A 1,700-nucleotide genomic window follows, 5' to 3' on the forward strand; every position below is an offset into this window, starting at 1 on the left:
GCACCGAGTCGCCCCGCCCGTCCTCCCGGCCCGCCACACTGACGGTCACGCGGTGGGGTGGTCACGGCCCAACCGTAATTGAGGCCGCCCCCACCGCGTGACCGTCAGTGTGGCGGGCCGGGAGGACGGGCGGGGCGACTCGGTGCGTGACCGCGTGCGCGGGAGGGAACGCGCGTCGCCGGGCGGGCCGGTTCCGGCCGGGGGAGAGGCCGGGGCGAAGGCCCGGCGAGCGCCGCGGACCTTGACTTTCGTCAGTATCAGCGCAGATCGTCCCACTTGTAACGTGAGCGGGTGAACGACTACGCATCCCGTGTCCACGACCCTTCCGGACGGGACGCGCCGCGGGAACCGGCGCCCGCGCCCGCTCCGGCGCGCGTCCCGGTCGCGGCCCGGGCCGGGGCGGCGGTGCGCGCGGCGCGGGAAGCGGTGCGGCGGCCGACGCGCGCGATGAGGGCGCGCGACACGCTGCTGTGGGCCGTCCTGGTGCTGCCCCCGGCGATCAACGCGGTCGCCCCGCTCGAGACGGACTCGGCGTCCTGGTGGCTGCAGCCCGCCGGGATCGCGGTGATGGCGGTGGTGGTCGCGATGTCGCGGGCGCTGCCGATCGCGGCGCTGATCCTGGGCATCTCGACGACCGCCCTGCACGGCAACTTCGTGTTCGCCATGCCCGTCCTGGCCTACCTCACGGGCCTGCGGTCGCAGCGGTCGCGGCCGGTGCTGTGGGGGTTCGCGTTCGTGCTGGCGGGCGGCGTCGCGCTCAGCATCCTCCGCGACCTCGACGTGACCGTCTGGTTCCCCAGCACGGTGTGGCTGGTGCTGCTGGGCGTCCTGCCGTGGCTGATGGGCCGCTACTGGCGGCAGTACCAGGAGCTGGTGCGGGCGGGCTGGGACCGTGCCGAACGGCTGGAGCGCGAGCAGCGCATCATCGCCGAGCAGGAGCGGCTGCGCGAGCGGGCCCGCATCGCCCAGGACATGCACGACTCCCTCGGGCACGAGCTGGCGCTGATCGCCGTGCGGGCGGGCGCGCTGCAGGTCGCGCCGGGGCTGGACGAGCGGCACCGGGCCGCGGCGGCGGAGCTGCGCGCGGGCGCCGCCGAGGCGACCGAGCACCTGCGGGAGATCATCGGGGTGCTGCGCGAGGACGCCGCGGCTCCCGCGGGCACCGCGCCGCAGGCGCCCACGCGGCCGGGCCGCGAAAGCATCCCCGAGCTGGTCGAGCGGGCCCGCGCGTCGGGCGTCCCGGTCCGCCTGGCCGACGACGAGGACGGGACGGACGGCGGCGGGGACGGGACGGACGGCGGCGGGGACGGGACGGACGGCGGCGGGGCGGCGGCCATGCTCGCGGCCGAGCCGATGCTGGCGCTGGCCGCGCACCGGGTGGTCCAGGAAGCGATCACCAACGCCGCCAAGCACGCCCCGGGCGCCGCCGTCACCGTAAGCCTGTCCCGCACCGCCGACGGCCTCCCCGACGGCGCCGCCGGAGAGGCGATCGTGGTGTCGGTCACCAACGACCCGCCGCCCGACGCGGCGCCGCTGCTGCCCTCCGGGGGCGGACGGGGCCTGACCGGCCTGTCCGAACGCGTCCGGCTCGCCGGGGGCGCCCTGCAGGCCGGGCCGCTGCCCGGCGGCGGCTTCCAAGTCACCGCACGCTTGCCCGCGGACCCGCAAGGCCCCGGCGGACGCCCCCCGCACGCCGCCCC

The 1,700-nt window shown here is 77.6% G+C and carries 1 protein-coding gene; it reads left to right on the forward strand.

Annotated elements, in window-relative coordinates; all coding sequences use genetic code 11:
• Nucleotides 1–291 precede the first annotated feature (291 nt).
• On the forward strand, nucleotides 292–1,700 hold a 1,409-nt coding region (locus tag DMH08_RS39395), incomplete at its 3' end, for a sensor histidine kinase (RefSeq protein WP_125621372.1).

It is taken from the genome of Actinomadura sp. WAC 06369 (assembly GCF_003947565.1).
GTDB lineage: Bacteria > Actinomycetota > Actinomycetes > Streptosporangiales > Streptosporangiaceae > Spirillospora > Spirillospora rifamycini.